Source organism: Pseudogemmobacter lacusdianii (assembly GCF_030848395.1).
Lineage (GTDB): Bacteria > Pseudomonadota > Alphaproteobacteria > Rhodobacterales > Rhodobacteraceae > Pseudogemmobacter > Pseudogemmobacter lacusdianii.
In genome coordinates this window covers 62,652-77,448 of sequence record NZ_JAVDBT010000015.1, presented here as the reverse complement: position 1 = coordinate 77,448, position 14,797 = coordinate 62,652, and the positions used below count along the sequence as shown (strand labels likewise).

17 protein-coding genes are annotated in these 14,797 nt (G+C 63.5%); 16 read left to right on the top strand and 1 reads right to left on the bottom strand.

Annotated features, from left to right (window positions below):
* The first annotated feature begins 18 nt into the window (after positions 1-18).
* From Q9295_RS15085 to Q9295_RS15010, 16 genes are all read left to right on the top strand, one after another.
* Positions 19-1,227 carry a phage major capsid protein gene (locus Q9295_RS15085; RefSeq protein ID WP_306681409.1) on the top strand — a complete coding sequence of 403 codons (1,209 nt, stop codon included), beginning with the start codon at positions 19-21 and terminating at the stop codon, positions 1,225-1,227.
* Positions 1,228-1,306: 79 nt separating this feature from the next.
* Entirely contained in the window at positions 1,307-1,906 is a 600-nt protein-coding gene (locus tag Q9295_RS15080) for a head-tail connector protein (RefSeq protein ID WP_306681408.1), read from the top strand.
* The gene (locus Q9295_RS15075) at positions 1,903-2,241 is read left to right on the top strand and encodes a head-tail adaptor protein (protein WP_306681407.1); all 339 of its coding nucleotides are present in this window, start codon (positions 1,903-1,905) and stop codon (positions 2,239-2,241) included. Before Q9295_RS15080 ends, Q9295_RS15075 begins: the two co-directional genes overlap by 4 nt.
* Positions 2,238-2,633, top strand: a complete 396-nt coding sequence (locus Q9295_RS15070; protein WP_306681406.1) for a DUF3168 domain-containing protein — start codon at positions 2,238-2,240, stop codon at positions 2,631-2,633. The genes Q9295_RS15075 and Q9295_RS15070 overlap by 4 nt, the downstream gene beginning before the upstream one ends.
* 50 nt (positions 2,634-2,683) lie before the next feature.
* The gene (locus Q9295_RS15065) at positions 2,684-3,097 is read left to right on the top strand and encodes a phage major tail protein, TP901-1 family (RefSeq protein WP_306681405.1); all 414 of its coding nucleotides are present in this window, start codon (positions 2,684-2,686) and stop codon (positions 3,095-3,097) included.
* Entirely contained in the window at positions 3,097-3,417 is a 321-nt protein-coding gene (locus tag Q9295_RS15060) for a gene transfer agent family protein (RefSeq protein WP_306681404.1), read from the top strand. Before Q9295_RS15065 ends, Q9295_RS15060 begins: the two co-directional genes overlap by 1 nt.
* Entirely contained in the window at positions 3,414-3,641 is a 228-nt protein-coding gene (locus Q9295_RS15055; RefSeq protein ID WP_306681403.1) for a rcc01693 family protein, read from the top strand. Before Q9295_RS15060 ends, Q9295_RS15055 begins: the two co-directional genes overlap by 4 nt.
* Entirely contained in the window at positions 3,628-4,281 is a 654-nt protein-coding gene (locus tag Q9295_RS15050; RefSeq protein WP_306681402.1) for an RcGTA-type gene transfer agent tail tape measure protein, read from the top strand. The genes Q9295_RS15055 and Q9295_RS15050 overlap by 14 nt, the downstream gene beginning before the upstream one ends.
* Positions 4,282-4,290: 9 nt before the next feature.
* Positions 4,291-4,923 carry a DUF2460 domain-containing protein gene (locus Q9295_RS15045; protein ID WP_306681401.1) on the top strand — a complete coding sequence of 211 codons (633 nt, stop codon included), beginning with the start codon at positions 4,291-4,293 and terminating at the stop codon, positions 4,921-4,923.
* Complete coding sequence (locus tag Q9295_RS15040; protein ID WP_306681400.1) at positions 4,923-5,834, top strand: phage/gene transfer agent baseplate hub protein; 912 nt, start codon at positions 4,923-4,925, stop codon at positions 5,832-5,834. The genes Q9295_RS15045 and Q9295_RS15040 overlap by 1 nt, the downstream gene beginning before the upstream one ends.
* Entirely contained in the window at positions 5,831-6,298 is a 468-nt protein-coding gene (locus tag Q9295_RS15035) for an NlpC/P60 family protein (protein ID WP_306681399.1), read from the top strand. Before Q9295_RS15040 ends, Q9295_RS15035 begins: the two co-directional genes overlap by 4 nt.
* A gap of 1 nt (position 6,299) precedes the next feature.
* Positions 6,300-10,187, top strand: a complete 3,888-nt coding sequence (locus tag Q9295_RS15030; RefSeq protein WP_306681398.1) for a baseplate multidomain protein megatron — start codon at positions 6,300-6,302, stop codon at positions 10,185-10,187.
* A gap of 174 nt (positions 10,188-10,361) precedes the next feature.
* Positions 10,362-11,168 carry a serine O-acetyltransferase gene (cysE, locus tag Q9295_RS15025; protein WP_306681397.1) on the top strand — a complete coding sequence of 269 codons (807 nt, stop codon included), beginning with the start codon at positions 10,362-10,364 and terminating at the stop codon, positions 11,166-11,168.
* A gap of 1 nt (position 11,169) precedes the next feature.
* Positions 11,170-11,823: a lysophospholipid acyltransferase family protein gene (locus tag Q9295_RS15020; RefSeq protein ID WP_306681396.1), complete on the top strand. Its 654-nt coding sequence runs from the start codon at positions 11,170-11,172 to the stop codon at positions 11,821-11,823.
* The gene (locus tag Q9295_RS15015; RefSeq protein WP_306681395.1) at positions 11,820-12,764 is read left to right on the top strand and encodes a phosphatidate cytidylyltransferase; all 945 of its coding nucleotides are present in this window, start codon (positions 11,820-11,822) and stop codon (positions 12,762-12,764) included. Before Q9295_RS15020 ends, Q9295_RS15015 begins: the two co-directional genes overlap by 4 nt.
* Positions 12,764-13,390, top strand: a complete 627-nt coding sequence (locus Q9295_RS15010) for a CDP-alcohol phosphatidyltransferase family protein (protein WP_306681394.1) — start codon at positions 12,764-12,766, stop codon at positions 13,388-13,390. Before Q9295_RS15015 ends, Q9295_RS15010 begins: the two co-directional genes overlap by 1 nt.
* An 88-nt stretch (positions 13,391-13,478) precedes the next feature.
* Here the strand turns inward: Q9295_RS15010 and Q9295_RS15005 are convergent, their stop codons facing one another.
* Positions 13,479-14,789, bottom strand: coding sequence for a pyruvate dehydrogenase complex dihydrolipoamide acetyltransferase (locus tag Q9295_RS15005; RefSeq protein ID WP_306681393.1), 1,311 nt, complete (start codon positions 14,787-14,789; stop codon positions 13,479-13,481).
* Positions 14,790-14,797: the final 8 nt, after the last annotated feature.

Here is a 14,797-nt window from a genome sequence, read left to right as displayed (position 1 = left end):
GAAAGAAGGGATTGGACGATGACCGAGAGCAAAGCTCGGGCCGGGGAAGATTTGTCCTTGGGCCAGATGGCGGGTGCTTCTGCTGCGGCAGATGTAAAGGCTGAGGTTGCGGGTTTTCTGAATGATATCCGTCAGTTTCAGCGCGAAGTTAAGGAAATGCTTCAACATCAGAAAGAGCGAATGACCATGCTGGATCGCAAAGTGACGACCCATGCCCGCCCAGCCCTTTCGGCGGCGGCGGAGATGGATGTCCCGCATCGCAAGGCGTTCAACGCCTATCTGCGCTCGGGCGATGATGATGGGCTGCGGGGGCTGGCGCTGGAAGGCAAGGCCATGAGCACCGCCGTCGCGGCCGATGGCGGCTATCTGGTCGATCCGCAGACGGCCGAAAGCATCCGCTCGATGCTGGTGGCGACCTCGTCCTTGCGGGCTTTGGCCACGGTGGTGCAGGTCGAGGCGGTAAGCTTTGATGTGTTGATCGATCGCAGCGAGGTGAGCTCGGGTTGGGCCACCGAGACGGCGGCGCAGGCCGAGACCACGACGCCGACTTTGGAGCGGATCTCGATCAAGCTGCATGAGCTTTCGGCGATGCCAAAGGCCAGCCAGCGCCTGTTGGATGACAGCGCCTTTGATGTGGAGGGCTGGTTGGCGGGCAAGATCGCCACCCGCTTCATCCGCGCGGAATCGGCGGCGTTCATCAGCGGCGATGGGATCGATAAGCCCAAAGGTATTTTGCTGCCGACCAAAGTGGCCAATGCCAGCTGGACTTGGGGAAATCTGGGCTATGTGGCCAGTGGTGCGGCCTCGGATTTTGCCTCGACCAATGCGAGCGATTGCATCGTGAACTTGGTTTATGCCTTGTGCGCGGATTACCGGGCCAATGGCGCCTTCGTGATGAATTCGAAGACGGCAGGCGCCGTGCGCAAGATGAAGGATGCCGATGGGCGCTTCATGTGGGGCGACAGTCTGGCGGCGGGCCAGCCGCCGCAGTTGATGGGCTATCCGGTGCTCGTTTGCGAAGATATGCCGGATGTGGCGGCCAATGCCTATCCGATCGCCTTTGGCGATTTTGCGGCCGGTTACACGGTGGCCGAGCGGCCGGATCTGCGGATCCTGCGCGATCCGTTCTCGGCCAAGCCGCATGTGCTTTTCTATGCCTCAAAGCGGGTGGGCGGCGACATCACCGATTACGCCGCGATCAAGCTTTTGAAGATTGCCACCTCGTAAGCGGGGGCGAGAGGGGCGCGCGCTGTGTCTGGGCGGCGCGCGCCGGGCGGAAAGCCTTATGCGGCATCGGAGGTTGAAGATGATGTTGACCGAAGTGACGGCGGTGCCGGGGGCTGCTTTGCCGGTGGGGGGGCTGATTGCGCATCTGCGGCTGGGTACGGGCTTTGCCTTGCCCGAGGGGCAGGAGGTCTTGCTGGAAAGCCATCTGCGGGCGGCCATTGCGGCGATTGAAGCGAGGGTCGCCAAGGCCTTGATCCAGCGGGCGTTTCTTTGGGAGCTGGCCGAGTGGCGCGACCCGGATGGGGTGGCGATGCCGCTGGCGCCGGTGGCGGAAATCCTGAGCCTCAGCATGGTCGATGCAGGCGGGGCCGAATGGACGGTGGCTGAGACTGGCTATCGGCTGATTGCGGACCGGCATCGGCCGCGTCTGGCGGGGCGCGGGGGCGGGCTGCCACTGGTGCCGAGCGAGGGCCGTGTTCTCATTTCCTTCGTGGCGGGTTTCGCGGCGGATTGGGAGGGCGTTCCGGCGGATTTGCAGCAAGCGGTGCTGCTTTTGGCGGCGGAGTTTTATGAGCATCGCCATGATGCGGGCGCGGCCTCGGGCCTGCCCAGCGCGGTCAATGCGTTGATTGAACCCTGGCGGCAGGTGCGGGTCTTGGGCGGCGGGGGGCGGCGATGAAGGTGCCACATCTCAACCGGGCGCTGGAGTTGCAAAGGGCTGTCCAAAGCCCGGATGGCGCCGGTGGCTTTACCACGAGTTGGGAGAGCCTCGGCACGCTTTGGGCCGAGGTGCGGCCGGGCTCGGGGCGCGATGTGGCGGGGGAGGAACTGGTTCTGACCTCAACGCCCTATCGGATCACGGTGCGCGCGGCCGAAGTTGGGGCTGAGGCGCGGCCCCAGCCGGGGCAAAGGTTCCTCGAAAGTTCTCGGGTCTTCGCGGTGCTCGCGGTGAGTGAGCGCGATCCGGCGGGGCTTTATCTGACCTGCTTTTGCCGTGAGGAGGCCCCGCAATGAGCTATGGCGCAGCAGCGGCTTTGCAGGCGGCGATTTACGAGCATCTGACCTTGGATCCGGCTTTGGCGGGGGTCGCGGTCTATGATGCGGTGCCGGCAGGGCCTGCGGGCACCTTCGTGCTTTTGGGCCCCGAGGAGGTGCGCGATGCCTCGGACGCGACGGGGGCGGGCGGCGAGCATCGGCTGGTGATCAGCGTGATCTCGGATGCGGCTGGGTTTCTGGCCGCAAAGACCATCGCGGCGGCGATCTCGGACCGTTTGGCCGGGGCCGATCTGACCCTGACCCGCGGCGATCTGGTCAGCGTGGCATTCCTGAAAGCGGTGGCGCAGCGGCTGGATGAAGGCACTGCGCGGCGGATCGATCTGAGCTTTCGCGCCCGCATCGCCCTTTAGGCGCTGGGCCGATGGCAGGTCTGAAGACAGGTATATCAAGGAGATAGGCTATGGCGGTTCAGGCAGGTAAGGACTTGCTGATCAAGATTGACCAGACGGGGGATGGGCAATTTGAGACCATCGCCGGTCTACGGGCCACGCGGATCAGCTTTAATGCTGAGACGGTGGATGTGACCTCGCTGGAAAGCCAAGGCGGTTGGCGGGAGCTGCTGGCGGGGGCTGGGGTGAAATCTGCCAGCATCTCGGGCTCGGGCGTGTTTCGCGATGCCAACACCGATGAGCGGGCGCGGCAGATCTTCTTTGATGGCGAAATCCCCGAGTTTCAGGTGGTTATCCCGGATTTCGGCACCGTGGTGGGGGCGTTTCAGATCTCAAACCTGGAATATGCTGGCAGCCATAATGGCGAGGCGAGCTATGAGCTGACGCTGGCCTCGGCGGGGGCTTTGAGCTTCACGGCGCTATGATGGCCAATCCTTTCGCGGGCGAAGTGGCGCTTGTGTTGGATGGGCAGCGCCATCTGGCGAAGCTGACTTTGGGGGCATTGGCCGAGATGGAAGCAGGCCTGCCTGAGGGCGGGCTTTTGCAACTGGTGGAGCGGTTCGAGACCGGGCGCTTTTCCAGCCGCGATGTTTTGGCTTTGATCGTGGCGGGCCTGCGCGGCGGCGGTTGGCAGGGGCAAGCTTCGGACCTTTTGCAAGTTGAGATCGGCGGCGGCCTGGTCGAGGCGGCGCGGGTGGCGGCAACGCTTTTGGCGCGTGCCTTCGCCTTGCCGGGCGAGCGATGAGCGGCATCGACTGGCCGGGGCTGATGCGGGCGGGCCTGCGCGAGTTGGGCTTGGAGCCTGCGGTCTTCTGGCGGCTCACCCCGGTCGAGTTGCGGATCATGCTGGGGGCGGAAGCGGCAGCTCCGGCCTTCACGCGGGCGCGGCTGGCAGAATTGGCTGCCGCCTTCCCGGATCGTCCGGGGGCTGATCGTCAAAATAATGGGGGCACGGATGGAGCGGGTTGAGGATCTGGCCGAGGCTTTGCAGGTCTTGGACGAGCGCATGGGCGGCTCGGCCGCGATGGTGGCGGCCTTTGAGGGCGAGCTCGCGCGGATGCAAAGCAGCATGGTTTTCACCGGGCGCGAGATTGGCACTTTGTCGCGGGGGCTAAGCCAGGGGCTGCGCAAGGCTTTTGATGGGCTGGTCTTCGATGGAATGAAGCTCTCGGAGGCGTTGCGCGGTGTGGGCAAGGCTATCAGCGAAACGGTTTACAACATCGCGATGCGGCCGGTGAGCCATGCTTTGGGCGGGGTTTTGGCGCAAGGGATTGCCGGGGCGATGGGTGCGTTTATGCCCTTTGCCCAAGGCGGCGCTTTTACCTCGGGCAAGGTGATGCCCTTTGCCCGAGGCGGCATCGTCAGCGCTCCGACGATGTTTCCAATGCGCGGCGGGCGCGGGTTGATGGGCGAGGCGGGGCCGGAGGCGATCTTGCCTTTGGCACGCGGGGCGGATGGCCGTTTGGGCGTGCAATCGGGCGGCGGCGGGCGGCCGGTGCAGGTGGTGATGAACATCTCGACCCCGGATGTGCAGGGGTTCCAGCGCAGTCAGAGCCAGATCGCCGCCCAGATGGGCCGCGCTTTGGCGCGTGGCCAGCGCAACAGGTGAGGGCATTCAATGGCGTTTCACGAGATCAGATTTCCGGCCAATCTCAGCTTCGGCTCAATCGGTGGGCCGGAGCGGCGCACGGAGGTGGTGACGCTGCAAAACGGCTATGAGGAGCGCAACGCTCCCTGGGCGCATTCGCGGCGGCGCTATGATGCGGGGCTGGGGCTGCGCTCCTTGGATGATGTCGAGGCTTTGATCGCGTTCTTTGAGGCGCGCCGGGGCCAGTTGCACGGGTTTCGCTGGAAGGATTGGTCGGACTATAAATCCTGTCCTGCTTCGCGCGCGCCATCGGCTTTGGATCAGGTGATCGGCACCGGGGATGGCTTGCAGCTCAGCTTTGCTTTGGTGAAGCACTATATTTCGGGTGAGCAGAGCTATGTGCGGCCAGTGGTGAAGCCGGTGCGGGGTACGGTTCTCGTGGCCGTGGCGCAGGACCCGAAGGTCGAGGGCCTGGAGTTCGAGGTCGATGTCGAACGCGGGGTGATCACGTTCGATACCGCCCCGGCGCTGGGCACCGAGGTCTCGGCGGGGTTCGAGTTCGACGTTCCGGTGCGGTTTGAGACCGATCACATCCAGACCTCGGTCGCGTCATTCCAAGCGGGGGATGTGCCGCGGGTACCGGTGGTGGAGGTGCGGCTGTGATGGGAACATTGCTGGAACACTTGGCATCGGGGGCCACCACGACTTGCCGCGCCTGGACGGTTCTGCGCCGTGATGGCGGGCTGTTGGGCTTTACCGATCACGACCAGGACTTGCTCATTGAGGGCGTGGTCTACAAGGCCAGCTCGGGTCTGACAGCGCGGACTTTGCAGCAAGGCACCGGGCTGGCGGTCGATAATTCCGAAGCCTTGGGCGCTTTGTCAGAGATTGCTCTTTCCGATGAGGTTTTGTCGGAGGCGGATCTTGCGGCGGGGCGCTATGATGCGGCCGAAGTGCGGATCTTTCTGGTCAATTGGGCCGAGACCGCCCAGCGCGCGGAGTTGTTTCGCGGCAATGTGGGAGAGGTTTCGCGCAGTGGTTTGTCATTTCGGGCCGAGTTGCGTGGGCTGACGGAGGCTTTGAACCAACCGGTGGGTCGGGCCTACAGCCGTGATTGCTCGGCTGTGCTGGGGGATGCGCGTTGTAAGTTTGACACGACCCAGCCGGGATATTTCGTTGAGAGGCCGGTTGAGGGGTTTGACGAAGAGCGGCGGCTCTTTCGTTTTGCGGCATTCTCAGGATTTGCGGATCGCTGGTTCGACTATGGGCGGGTAGAGGTTCTCAGTGGCTCTGCGCTGGGCTTGATTGGCCTCGTGAAGCTCGATCAGGCCCTTGGCTCGGGGCGGGAGATTGAGCTTTGGCACGGGCTGCGCGGCGGCGTTCAAGCGGGGGATCTGCTGCGCTTCACGGCGGGCTGCGACAAACGGCTTGCAACCTGCAGGGCGAAGTTTGCCAATCTGGCGAATTTTCGCGGCTTTCCGCATATCCCCGGTGAGGATTGGCTGACGGCCTCTCCGAGACCCGGACAAAACACCGGGGGAGCGGTGGGCTTTCGCGCTGGGGGCTTGGCATGAAGCGGTGTAAGGCTCTGCCGCTGACTTTGCCCGAGCGCGCGGTGCAAGAGGCGCGGCTTTGGCTGGGGACGCCCTATGTGCATCAAGCAAGTTGCCGAGGCGCTGGAGCTGATTGTCTGGGCCTTTTGCGTGGGATTTGGCGTGGGCTTTACGGCTTGGAGCCCGAAAGCGTGCCCGCCTATACGCAAGATTGGGCCGAGCCGGGCGGCGAGGAGGTTCTCCTTTGGGCCGGGCAGCGGCTGTTGCAGCAAAAGACTTTGGGCGATGCGCAGCGGGGGGATGTGATCCTTTTTCGCATGCGCCAAGGACGCATTGCCAAGCATCTGGGCTTGCAGACAGAAACCGGGCCGCAACCCCAGTTCATCCATGCCTATAGCGGCCACGGGGTGATTGAGAACCCGCTGACGGAGCCCTGGCGTCGCCGCATTGCGGCGCGTTTCGCCTTTCCCATAGGAGCGCGTTGACATGGCCACCCTTCTTCTCTCGGCGGCCGGTGCGGCCATTGGCGCGGGCTTTGGCGGCACGGTGCTGGGCCTTTCTGGCGCGGTGATCGGGCGGGCGATTGGCGCCACCATTGGGCGCAGCATTGACCAGCGGATCTTGGGCGGTGGTTCGGATGCGGTGGAGGTGGGGCGGATTGACCGGCTGCGTTTGACGGGCGCCTCGGAAGGGGCGGCGATCGGGCAGGTTTGGGGTCGGATGCGGCTGGCGGGTCAGGTGATCTGGTCGACGCAGTTTGAAGAACATGCGACGCGGCGCGGTGGCGGGAAGGGCATGCCGCAACCGCGGGTCTGGGACTATAGCTATTCGATCAGCCTTGCGATTGCGCTTTGCGAGGGAGAAATCCTCGCGCTGGGCCGGATCTGGGCGGATGGCACCGAGATCGCGCCCGACAGCCTGAACCTGCGGCTCTATCGGGGGGATGAGGCGCAGACGGCGGACCCGAAGATCGTGGCGGTCGAAGGGGCGGCGATGGCACCGGCCTATCGCGGCACGGCCTATGTGGTGATCGAGGATCTGGACCTTTCGCCCTATGGCAGCCGGGTGCCGCAGTTCAGCTTTGAGGTGATACGGGCGGCCTCGGGTCAGGCTTCGGGCCTGCAAGAGGCGGTGCGGGCGGTGGCGATGATCCCAGGTACGGGGGAATACGCCTATGCGACGACGCCGGTGCATATGAACCACGGGCTCGGGCGCAATGTCTCGACCAATGTGCATACTGCGTCTGGGCGTACGGATTTTGCCACCTCCTTGCAGCATCTGGTGGGCGAGTTGCCCAATTGCGGCTCGGTCTCGTTGATCGTGAGTTGGTTTGGTGATGATCTGCGCTGTGGGGATTGCACGGTTCAGCCCAAGGTCGAACAGGCCGATACCGACGGCGTGGGGATGCCTTGGCGCGCGGGGGGCATCACGCGGACGGAAGCGGCGATTGTGCCCAAGGTCGAGGGACGCTCGGTCTATGGCGGCACGCCTGCCGATGCATCGGTGATAGAGGCAATCAAAGCGATCCGCGCCGAGGGGATGGAGGTGATGTTCTATCCCTTCCTTTTGATGGAGCAGCTTGCCGGGAATGGTCGCCCGGATCCCTATAGCGATGCGCCCGATCAGCCGGTGCTGCCGTGGCGCGGGCGGATTACAGGCTCGGTGGCGCCCGGACGGGCGGGCACGCCGGATCGGACCTTGACCGCGACGGCGGAGGTGGCGGCCTTCTTTGGCACTGCGGCACCGGGGGATTTCACCACCTCGGGCGGGCGCGTGTTCTATCATGGTCCTGAGGAATGGAGCATGCGGCGCTTCATTCTGCACTACGCGCATCTTTGTGCGGCGGCGGGCGGCGTGGATGCGTTTTGCATCGGTTCGGAGATGCGGGGGCTGACGCAACTGCGCGGGGCGGGGGACAGCTTTCCCGCGGTGGTGCAGCTGATGACGCTGGCCGCGGAAGTGAAGGCGATCCTTGGGCCAAGCTGCAAGGTCAGCTATGCGGCGGATTGGTCGGAATATGCCGCCTATCAGGCCAGCGGCGACATTTACTTCCCCTTGGATCCCCTTTGGGCCAGTCCGCATATCGATTTCATCGGCATCGACAATTACCTGCCTCTGGCCGATTGGCGCGATGAGGAGGGGCATGCTGATGCGCATTGGGGCAGTGGCTACAACCTCGACTATTTGCGGGCCAATATCGCAGCGGGCGAGTATCATGATTGGTATTACGACTCTGCGGAAGCTGAGGCTTTCCAGAGACGCGAGCCGATCACGGATGAGGCCTATGATGAGCCTTGGGTGTTTCGTGCCAAGGATCTGCAAGGTTGGTGGTCCAACCGGCATTACCCAAGGATCGCCGGTCTCAGGCAGGGCACGCCGACAGCTTGGCTTGCAATGTCAAAGCCGATCCGCTTCACCGAATATGGCTGTGCAGCAATCGACAAAGGCACCAATCAGCCCAATCGCTTCTTGGACGTCCTTTCTTCGGAATCCGCGATGCCTCGGGCCTCGACCGGACGGCGGGATGATCTGGTGCAGATGCAATATCTGCGGGCGATGGCTTTGCATTTTGCCGATGCCAGTCATAACCCGGTCTCACCGGTCTATGGTGGCGCAATGGTGGATATGGCTCATGCCCATGCTTGGGCTTGGGATGCGCGACCTTTCCCGGCTTTTCCAGCCCGCTCCGACCTTTGGGCGGATGCTGCGGCCTATTCCCGCGGCCATTGGTTGAACGGGCGTGCCTCGGGTCAGCCGCTAGAGGCGGTGGTGCGCGAGATCTGTGGCCAGAGCGGGCTGGAGGCGCTGGATTTGTCACAACTCCACGGCGTGGTGCGCGGCTATGCCATAGGTGAGGTGCAGTCGGGACGGGCGAGCCTGCAGCCCTTGCTTTTGGGCTATAGCGCCGATGTGGTCGAGCGCGCTGGGCTGTTGCGGTTCTTTCTGCGCGATGGCCGGGGGGATCATGTGCTTGCGCCCGATCAGTTGGCCGTGAGCGATGAGACTAACGGGTATCCGCAGATCACCCGGCAAGGATCGGGCACAGCGAGTGGCAGCTTGCGGCTGAGCTATGTCGATGTGCAAGGCGAGTTTGAGATACGCTCCGCTGAGGCGCGCTTTCCCGATGAAAGCCTGCATGCTGTGGCTGCAACCGAGCTTGCGCTGGGCTTAACGGCGGCCGAGGCGCGCGGCCTGACCTACCGCTGGCTGGCCGAGGATCGCATCTCGCGCGATGGGATCAGCTTTGCCTTGCCGCTTTCGCGCTTCGATGTGGGGGCAGGCGATGTGGTGGCGCTTCAAGGCGGGCGCTGGCGGGTGGACCGGGTTGAAATCGGCGCGCTCACGCAGATCGAGGCGGTGAGGGTTGAGGAAGGCAGCTATCGCGCGGGGGCGATCGAGGAAGAGGTGATCGCACCAAGGCCATTCGTCGGCCCGGTGCCAAGCCATCCGGTATTTTTGGATTTACCCCTGATCACCGGGACCGAGCAGCCGCATGCGCCACATCTGGCAGTGACAGCAGAGCCTTGGCCGGGGGTGATGGTGCTGTGGTCCTCGGACAATCCTGCGGCAGGGTTCGTGCTGAACCAAATTATCCCGGCGCCAGCCACTGTTGGCGTCACCCAAAGTCCTATGGCACTTGCCCGGCCCGGCATCTGGGACCGTGGCGCGCCGTTGCGGGTTGAGATGGTCGGTGGACATCTCAGCTCGGCCCAACCCTTGGCGGTGCTGAATGGGGCAAATTTGATCGCCATTGGCGATGGCAGCAACGACCGATGGGAGCTTTTCCAATTTGCCAAAGCTGAGTTGGTCGCACCAAACACCTACGAGCTATCGCAGCGCCTGCGCGGCCAACTTGGCACCGATGGCCTGATGCCCGAAACCTGGCCGATCGGCAGCACGGTTGTACTTATCGACACTTCCTTGCGTCAGGTTGGGCTGGAAAGCGCCGCAAGGGGGCTTTTGCGGCATTACCGCATCGGGGCCGCGCTGCGCGGTTATGATGACCCGGCGGTGGTGGCGCGCGACGAGGCCTTTGAGGGCATCGGTTTGCGGCCCTATGCGCCTTGTCATCTGCGCTGCACCGGCACGGTGGGCAGCAATCTTCAGCTCAGCTGGCGGCGTCGTACCCGGATAGATGGCGACAATTGGCAGCAAGCCGAGGTGCCTTTGGGGGAAGAAAGCGAAGCCTATGTGATCCGCGTGCTCGACGGCGAAACGCTCTTGGCCGAATACCAAGCTGCGGCCCCGCTTTTCGCCTATTCCGCGGCGGCGCAGATCGCTGATGGGGTCTCGGGCGCCTTTGATTTGGCGGTGGCACAGCTTTCGAGCCGCTTTGGCCCCGGTCCATTCCGCAAACTACATATTGCAGTTTAAGCGCAACGCGCGCGTCACAGGCCCAATTGCTGCGCCGAGAAAGCAGTGCGCGCAGCATATTTGATCCCCCTTACATGCCGATTGCTGCACAGCCGGTCTTGAAACAGGTCGCATCCTGACGGATATCTGCTGTTCCGGCCTTTGGTCGGGCCAGCAGTAACAGGACGCAAGACCATGGCCGATGCACGCAAAAAGGTGACAACCATCGATCCGCTATGGCGCCGTCTGTGTGACGAGGCCGAAGAGGCCATCCGTCTTGAGCCGCTGGTCGGGGCAATGGTGCATTCGGCGCTTTTGCATCACTCGACGCTTGAGCGCGCCTTGGCGCATCGCTTTGCGATGAAGCTGTCATCGCCCGAGATGAGCGAACAGGTTCTGCGCGACCTTGCCGATGAGGCCTATGCCGCCGACCCCGACTTGGGAGGCGCTGCTCGTGCCGATCTGATGGCGGTCTATGAGCGTGATCCGGCTTGCCATAAATTCATCCAGCCAATCCTATTCTTCAAAGGATACCAAGCGGTTCAAGCTTACCGCATTGGCCATTGGCTGTGGCGGATGGGCCGCAAGGAGATGTCCTATTTCGTACAGATGCGGATCTCTGAGGTCTTCGGCGTCGATATCCATCCGGCGGCGAAATTGGGCCGTGGACTGATGATCGACCACGCGCATTCCATTGTTATCGGCGAGACGGCGGTGGTTGGCGACAATGTCTCGATGCTGCATTCGGTGACGCTGGGCGGCACTGGCAAAGAAGACGGTGACCGTCACCCAAAGATCGCTGATGGCGTGCTCATCGGGGCAGGGGCGAAGGTTCTGGGCAACATTCAAGTCGGCCAATGCTCGCGTATCGCGGCAGGTTCGGTGGTCCTTGAAGAGGTGCCACGCAACACCACCGTCGCCGGGGTGCCAGCGCGCGTGGTTGGCAAGGCGGGCTGCGCCCAGCCGGCGTTGACGATGGACCAAATCCTGAAGCTCGACTGAGATGGAGCGGTTGAAGGCAGCGCTCCAGTCCGCCGCGGCCCTTGCAACTGGTAAGGCGATCACCCTATTCGCCCGCTTCGTCACAGCCCCTCGGGCTTTGTGGCAGGGGATTGAGCCCGATCTGACCCAAAGGGTCTATTTTGCCAATCACAGCTCCAACGCCGATTTCGTGCTGATCTGGACGGTGCTGCCGGCCCGGGTGCGGGCCCGCACCAGACCCGTGGCAGCGTTGGACTATTGGCTGACCTCGCCCCTACGCGCCTTTATCGCGCGCAAGGTGATCAACGCCGTCTTGATCGACCGTCGCCCAGAGGGGCGGGTCGAAGATCCTGTGGCGCAGATGGCGGCGGCCTTGGACGAAGGCGCCTCCTTGATCCTGTTCCCCGAAGGCCAGCGCAACTCGGGAGACACCCCGCTTTTGCCTTTCAAATCAGGCCTCTTCCATCTGGCCTCGCAGCGCCCGCAAGTTGATCTGGTGCCGGTCTGGATTTCAAACCTCAACCATGTGATGCCCAAGGGGAAGGTCGTCCCGGTGCCGCTGATCTGCACGCTGACCTTCGGCGCGCCGCTGCATCTGGCCCAGGGTGAGAGCAAAGAGGCCTTCTTGGCTCGCGCTGAAGCCAGCCTCTTGGCCCTTTCAGGACCCCAGCCATGACGGAAGCCCCGCATCTGATCTTGCTCCTGATGGGGGTTGCCGGTGTCTTGGTGCTGGCCACCGTGGTCGGTCAGGCCTTGCAACTGAGACTTGACCCAAGGGGCACCAACCCGGTGCTGCAAAACCTAAACGCCCGCATCACGGCTTGGTGGGGCATGGTGGCGCTCCTTTCCATCGCCTTTTTGGCCGGACGCGCCGGGGTGATCTTGCTCTTCGCGCTGCTCTCTTTCGCGGCCTTGCGTGAGTTTCTCAGCCTTACCGCCAAACATGCGGCTGACCATTGGTCGCTCGCGGCCAGCTTCTTCGTGATCTTGCCGGTGCAATATTGGCTGATCTGGACCAATTGGACTGGCATGTATGCGGTCTTCATCCCGGTCTATGCCTTCCTTCTGCTGCCGGTGGTCTCGGCCCTTCACGGCACCACCAAGCATTTCCTTGTCCGCGTGGCGGAAACCCAATGGGCGCTGATGATCTGCATCTTCTGCATCAGCCATGTGCCGGCCCTTCTGACCCTCGACATTCCCGGGTTTGAGGGCCGCAACGTGATGCTGATCGCTTGGATGATCTTCGTTGTCCAACTCTCTGACGTCTTGCAATATGTCTGGGGCAAGCTGATCGGCCGCCACAAACTTGCGCCCAATCTCTCGCCTTCCAAGACCTGGGAAGGGCTGATCGGCGGCGCGCTTTCGGCCAGCCTGATCGGCGCCTCGCTCTGGTGGATGACCCCCTTTAGCCTGACCGAGGCGGCGGGCCTTTGCCTCATCCTGACCGCGATGGGCTTCTTCGGGGGCCTCGTGATGTCGGCGATCAAGCGCGATAAGGGCGTGAAAGATTGGGGCCATCAGATCGCGGGCCACGGCGGCTTTATTGACCGCCTCGATTCGGTGATTTTCGCCGCCCCGATCTTTTTCCATCTCACCAATTACGGATATGCGGTCTGATGGCGGCGCCAAACCGCCGCCCGCTGGCCTCGCGCAACGCCGCTTGGGCGCAGGCCCTGAGCCGCAAACTGGTGGCGAGCCGCATCACCCCCAACCAAATCTCCGCCGCATCCGTGGGCTTTGCGCTGCTTGGCTTTCTTGCCTTCTGGGCGGCCTCTTGCAGTCAAGGCCTCACCCAAAGCGCTGCCCTGATCCTCGCCGGTGTCACAATCCAAGCACGCCTCATCTGCAACCTTCTCGACGGGATGGTGGCGATTGAGGGCGGCAAATCCAGCCCCACCGGCCCCTTCTGGAACGAGGCCCCGGACCGCGCCGCCGATCTCCTCTTCCTTGCAGGCGCAGGCCTTGCCGCCCACACCCCCGCGCTTGGCCTCACCGCCGCCGCCCTCGCCATCGCCACCGCTTACCTGCGCGAGCTTGGCCGGGCCGAGGGCTTCCCCCCCGATTTCTCCGGCCCGATGGCCAAACCCCAGCGCATGGCCGCGCTCACCCTCGGCACCGTGATCTCCGCCCTCTATGCGCCGCATTGGGTGCTGCAGATGACCCTTTGGATCATCACGATCGGCGCGGCCGCCACCATCGCCCGCCGCGCCCTCCACCTCCTCAAAGCCCTGAACACAAAGTAAAAAGGGAAGGCCAAAGCCTCCCCTTCATTTTCTGTCTCTCAATATCCCGGGGGTGCGGGGGCTGGCCCCCGCTGCCGGTCACAAGCCCTCAAGCCAGCATCGAGATCGGATTCTCCAAGCTCTCGACAACCACTTTCAGGAACTCGGCCCCCAAAGCGCCATCGATCACCCGGTGATCGACCGAGAGCGTCATCGACATCACGGTCGCCACGCCCAAAGACCCATCCGCCTGCACCACAGGCTTCTTGATCCCCGCACCCACGGCCAAAATCGCGCCATGCGGCGGGTTGATCACGGCATCGAAATTCTCGATCCCCATCATCCCAAGGTTGGAAATCGCAAAGCTGCCGCCTTGATATTCATGCGGGGCCAGCTTTTTCGTCTTCGCCCGCGCCGCCAGATCCTTCATCTCAGCCGAAAGCACCGACAGCGTCTTCTTATCGGCGTCTTTCAACACCGGCGTGAAGAGCCCGCCTTCGACCGCAACAGCCACCGCCACATCCGAGGGCTTCAGCTTCAAGATCCGGTCGCCCGCCCAAACCGCATTGGCATCGGGCACGGCTTGCAGCGCCACCGCACAGGCTTTGATGATGAAATCATTGACGCTCAGCTTCACGCCGCGGCTTTCCAGCCCTTTGTTCAGCTGCGCGCGGAATTCCATCAGCGCATCCAGTCGCACCTCACGCCGCAGATAGAAATGCGGGATGGTCTGCTTGGCCTCGGTCAGGCGCGCGGCGATGGTGCGGCGCATGCCGTCCAATGCCACTTCCTCGAAGTCGCGGTCTTGATACATCTTCAGCACGGTTTCCGCCGACATGCCCGCAGCAACCGCCGTCGGTTTCGCCGCCGCTGCCGGAGCTGCCGCAGGTGCCGGAGCCGCTGCCGCCGCAGGGGCCACGGCCCCCGGCTGCGCGCCCTCGACATCCGCCCGCACGATGCGGCCATGCGGGCCCGAGCCCTTCACCGAGGCAAGATCGAGACCCTTCTCCTTGGCAATCCGCCGCGCCAAAGGCGAGGCGAAGACCCGGCTGCCCGAGGCCACCGCCGCACCCGTGGCCGCAACCACAGCCGGGGCTGGCGCCGCAGGAGCGGGCGCCGCCGCAGCCGGGGCCGCTTTCGCCTCGGCCTTGGGGGCAGGGGCCGCACCCGCTTCTTCGCCCTCTTCCAGCAAAGTCGCGATCGGGGTGTTAACCTTCACCCCGGCCGTGCCTTCGGCGATCAGCAAAGCGCCGATCACGCCCTCATCCACCGCCTCAAACTCCATCGTCGCCTTATCGGTCTCGATCTCGGCCATAACCTGACCCGATTTGACCGTATCGCCTTCTTTCACCAGCCATTTCGCCAGCGTGCCTTCCTCCATCGTCGGGGACAGCGCGGGCATCAAGATTTCAATCGCCATGTCTCTCC

Bases quoted from the DNA above. Each gene is read 5' to 3' on its own strand.
- Q9295_RS15015 (WP_306681395.1), top strand. From the start codon at position 11,820: ATGACGGAAGCCCCGCATCTGATCTTGCTCCTGATGGGGGTTGCCGGT.
- Q9295_RS15035 (WP_306681399.1), top strand. From the start codon at position 5,831: ATGAAGCGGTGTAAGGCTCTGCCGCTGACTTTGCCCGAGCGCGCGGTG.
- Q9295_RS15030 (WP_306681398.1), top strand. From the start codon at position 6,300: ATGGCCACCCTTCTTCTCTCGGCGGCCGGTGCGGCCATTGGCGCGGGC.
- Q9295_RS15050 (WP_306681402.1), top strand. From the start codon at position 3,628: ATGGAGCGGGTTGAGGATCTGGCCGAGGCTTTGCAGGTCTTGGACGAG.
- Q9295_RS15080 (WP_306681408.1), top strand. From the start codon at position 1,307: ATGATGTTGACCGAAGTGACGGCGGTGCCGGGGGCTGCTTTGCCGGTG.
- Q9295_RS15060 (WP_306681404.1), top strand. From the start codon at position 3,097: ATGGCCAATCCTTTCGCGGGCGAAGTGGCGCTTGTGTTGGATGGGCAG.
- Q9295_RS15055 (WP_306681403.1), top strand. From the start codon at position 3,414: ATGAGCGGCATCGACTGGCCGGGGCTGATGCGGGCGGGCCTGCGCGAG.
- Q9295_RS15040 (WP_306681400.1), top strand. From the start codon at position 4,923: ATGGGAACATTGCTGGAACACTTGGCATCGGGGGCCACCACGACTTGC.
- Q9295_RS15085 (WP_306681409.1), top strand. From the start codon at position 19: ATGACCGAGAGCAAAGCTCGGGCCGGGGAAGATTTGTCCTTGGGCCAG.
- Q9295_RS15065 (WP_306681405.1), top strand. From the start codon at position 2,684: ATGGCGGTTCAGGCAGGTAAGGACTTGCTGATCAAGATTGACCAGACG.
- Q9295_RS15005 (WP_306681393.1), bottom strand. From the start codon at position 14,789: ATGGCGATTGAAATCTTGATGCCCGCGCTGTCCCCGACGATGGAGGAA.
- Q9295_RS15075 (WP_306681407.1), top strand. From the start codon at position 1,903: ATGAAGGTGCCACATCTCAACCGGGCGCTGGAGTTGCAAAGGGCTGTC.
- Q9295_RS15045 (WP_306681401.1), top strand. From the start codon at position 4,291: ATGGCGTTTCACGAGATCAGATTTCCGGCCAATCTCAGCTTCGGCTCA.
- Q9295_RS15020 (WP_306681396.1), top strand. From the start codon at position 11,170: ATGGAGCGGTTGAAGGCAGCGCTCCAGTCCGCCGCGGCCCTTGCAACT.
- Q9295_RS15010 (WP_306681394.1), top strand. From the start codon at position 12,764: ATGGCGGCGCCAAACCGCCGCCCGCTGGCCTCGCGCAACGCCGCTTGG.
- Q9295_RS15070 (WP_306681406.1), top strand. From the start codon at position 2,238: ATGAGCTATGGCGCAGCAGCGGCTTTGCAGGCGGCGATTTACGAGCAT.
- cysE (WP_306681397.1), top strand. From the start codon at position 10,362: ATGGCCGATGCACGCAAAAAGGTGACAACCATCGATCCGCTATGGCGC.